Origin of the sequence: Pseudomonas folii (genome assembly GCF_014357575.1) — a bacterium.
GTDB classification, from domain to species: Bacteria; Pseudomonadota; Gammaproteobacteria; order Pseudomonadales; family Pseudomonadaceae; genus Aquipseudomonas; species Aquipseudomonas folii.
Genome location: NZ_JACONW010000273.1, coordinates 1 through 3,295, shown reverse-complemented (window position 1 = coordinate 3,295; position 3,295 = coordinate 1). Strand labels below are relative to the sequence as shown.

The window sequence follows — 3,295 nt, the reverse complement described above, 5'->3', positions numbered from 1 at the left end:
CACGTCGCCATACAGCTTGCAGGCCAGAGTAGAATCACTTGCAGGGGTCTGTCTTCGCTGCTGGAAAACACAGTGTCAGATGCCGAACACCCTCAAACCGAATTCACCGACGACCTTCCCGCCACACGCCCGGCAATCAGCCCTGCCAACGCCAACAGCGCCAGCACGATGACCACACCGCCATAGACATTGGTCGTGGCGATCAGCCCGAAGCTGTGGGCGCTGAGTCCGGCGATCAACGCCGGGATACAGAACGCCAGGTAGCTGAGCACATAAAAAGCCGACATCAGTCCCGCCCGCTCATGGGCTTGAGCCAACGGCAGCAACAAGCGCAATGCCCCAAGGAAGCCTGAACCAAAGCCGATACCGGCGATGACCGAGCCAACGAAAAACAGCCACAGCCAGCCGACATTGACCGCCGTTAAAATAACCCCTACACCAACCGGCAAACAGCTCGCCCCGACCCAAAGCCCCAGCACTGCAGGCCGCGCACGCAAGGTGAGAATTGCCAGCGCACCGCTGATGGTCAGCGTGGCGACAGCCAGCCCGCCGTTGATTGCCGAAGTCGTCCCCGTGGCTGCGGCCAGCAATGACGGCGACAACGAAAGAAAGAAACCACCCAATGACCACGCTGCGATATCTACCGGTAAAACCAGCCACAGCGTTCGCCGGGCCTGAACGGGAACATGCAGCGAAGGCTTCAGCGAGGCCCAGGCACCCGGCTGGCGGCTGACGGTTTCCGGAATCAGCCAGAGATAAATGGCCTGCCCGACAAACGCTGCCAGCAACAGGCAGTACGTCAGCAATAGCGGCAGCGGCGCCAGCTCCACCAACAGCCCCGTGCCTAGCGCTCCAATAGCCATGCCGAACATCGGCGCGATGCTGTTGACCAAAGGTCCCTGTTTTTCGTCGTTGTCCAGCAAGGCAGCCCCAAGCGCGCTGCCCGCCATGCCTGTCGCCAGCCCTTGAATCATCCTCGCCGCCAGTAGCCAGCCGACATCAGCCGCAAAAATGAACAGCAGCATGGAGACAATCTCCAGCAGCAGCGCCGCGAAGATCACCGGGCGCCTGCCCAGATAATCCGACAACGATCCCACCATCAGCAGCGCTATCAGCAACGTGAATGCATACACAGCAAAAATCAGCGTCAACATCGCTGCAGAGAAGCCCCAACCCTGCTGATACAAATGGTAGAGCGGCGTCGGGGCACTGGACGCTGCAAAGAAGCACAGGGTCGTGAATGCCAGGAACCCCAGGGCGCTGTTTCCCCGGTCAGGGTTCTGCAAAAGACGGGACATGGGTACACTCTCCGATCAGGTACATCATTAAAGCTAATACTTAGCGTTTCCGGATTGTGCGAGCTGACGCCGCTTAAAGCAAATACTTTGTGTTAAGGTCCGCCTCATGGCTATAAAAGAAGGAATTCGCACCGGCGGTCGTAGCGCTCGTGTGCAGGAGTCAATTCACAGCGCGGTGCGCGATTTACTGATCGAACACGACCGAGCCGCCTTGAGCGTGCCGATGATTGCTGCACGTGCGGGCGTGACACCGTCTACCATCTATCGCCGCTGGGGCGACCTGACCACGTTGCTGGCTGATGCCGCCGTTGAGCGCCTGCGCCCGGACGAACCTATTGATTGCGGCAACCTGCGCGACGATTTGCGCACGTGGACCGAGATGTACCTTGATGAAATGAACTCGGCACCCGGCCGGGAGATGATGCGCGATGTCGTCGCCAGCAGCGCAGCAACGTGCTCGGGCAAATGTGCCAGCATCACCCGTGATCAGTTGCAGATCATCATCGACCGGGCGCTGGCCCGCGGCGAGCGCGCACCGGACGCCAATGAGCTGATCGACACAGTGGTTGCGCCCATGATCTATCGCATTTTGTACGCAGAAGCGCCGCCGAGCCTGGAGCGTGTTCATCTGTGGGTTGATCGCTGCCTGAGCCTGCCCCCTGACACCTTGGGGCGTGGCTGATCCATGCATACACTTGAAGACCTGCGCGCGGGCAAGCTGACGGGTACCAAACGTCTGGATCTGTCCTGCGGGCTGAAAGAGTTTCCACTGGAAATCTTCGACCTGGCCGACTCGCTGGAAACCCTCAATCTGAGTGGCAACGCCCTGACCAGCCTGCCCGACGACTTGTACCGGCTATCACACCTGAAAGTGCTGTTTTGTTCCGACAACCCGTTCACTGAACTGCCAGCCTGCATTGGCCGCTGCCAGCATCTGCAGATCGTCGGCTTCAAAGCGAACCGGATCTCACACGTTCCAGCCAGCGCATTGCCACCCCGGCTACGCTGGCTGATCCTCACCGACAACCAGATCGAGCAACTGCCAGAGACGCTGGGCGAATGCGGCTCGCTGCAAAAGCTGATGCTGGCCGGCAATCGTCTGACCCGCCTCCCCGCCAGCCTGGCCCGGTGTGAACAGCTTGAACTGCTGCGCATCGCAGCCAACCAACTGACCGAATTGCCTGACTGGCTGCTGCAACTGCCCTCGCTGGCGTGGCTGGCCTTTGCAGGTAATCCGCTGTGCCGTGTACCTGAATCAACGCCGGTACGGCAAATCCCATGGACTGAGCTGAGCATTCAACAGCAACTGGGCGAAGGTGCCTCCGGGATCATCCAGCAAGCGCGGTGGCAACCGCCCCGCCAAGCGGTCAGAACCGTGGCCGTCAAACTGTATAAGGGCGCTGTAACCAGCGACGGCTCGCCGCTCAACGAGATGGCGGCATGTATCGCTGCGGGCACGCACCAGCATCTTATTGCCGTTGAAGGCCAGATCCTGGACCACCCTCAATCATGCGCAGGATTGGTCATGCAGTTGATCGAGCCAAGCTTCGTCAATCTGGCGGGTCCTCCGAGTCTGGATTCGTGCTCCAGGGATATCTACCCGACCGGTTTGCGTCTGACCAGGGCCATCGCGCTGCGCATGGCCCGCGGCATCGCCTCGGCCGCCGCGCACCTGCATCAGAACGGCATGACCCACGGTGATCTATACGGCCACAACATTCTCTGGCACGACAACGGCGATTGCCTGCTGGGGGATTTCGGCGCTGCTTCGTTTTATTCAACGACCGCTCAGGGCCTGGCTCTGCAACGCATCGAAGCGCGAGCCTTCGGGATTTTACTGGGGGAATTGCTGGAGCGCTGTTCCGAGCCCGTAGAGGATGCCTTGTGGGCACTGCAGGCTCGTTGCGTTCAGCCGGATGTCAGTCAGCGACCGATGCTGCTGGAGATTGAGCAGGCTTTGGGACGGGGCTAGTAGGAAATGTTTCTGCGGTTCCATC

3 protein-coding genes are annotated in these 3,295 nt (G+C 60.1%); 2 read left to right on the top strand and 1 reads right to left on the bottom strand.

From position 1 onward, the window contains the following. Positions 1-92 precede the first annotated feature (92 nt). Complete coding sequence (locus H8S59_RS26580) at positions 93-1,298, bottom strand: MFS transporter (protein ID WP_187523341.1); 1,206 nt, start codon at positions 1,296-1,298, stop codon at positions 93-95. A gap of 106 nt (positions 1,299-1,404) precedes the next feature. On the opposite strand from H8S59_RS26580, the gene H8S59_RS26575 reads away from it, so the two are divergent. Together H8S59_RS26575 and H8S59_RS26570 are read left to right on the top strand one after the other, a co-directional pair. Next, complete coding sequence (locus H8S59_RS26575; protein WP_095097953.1) at positions 1,405-1,980, top strand: TetR/AcrR family transcriptional regulator; 576 nt, start codon at positions 1,405-1,407, stop codon at positions 1,978-1,980. Positions 1,981-1,983: 3 nt separating this feature from the next. Continuing rightward, the gene (locus H8S59_RS26570; RefSeq protein WP_187523340.1) at positions 1,984-3,270 is read left to right on the top strand and encodes a leucine-rich repeat-containing protein kinase family protein; all 1,287 of its coding nucleotides are present in this window, start codon (positions 1,984-1,986) and stop codon (positions 3,268-3,270) included. The last annotated feature ends 25 nt before the right edge of the window (positions 3,271-3,295 follow it).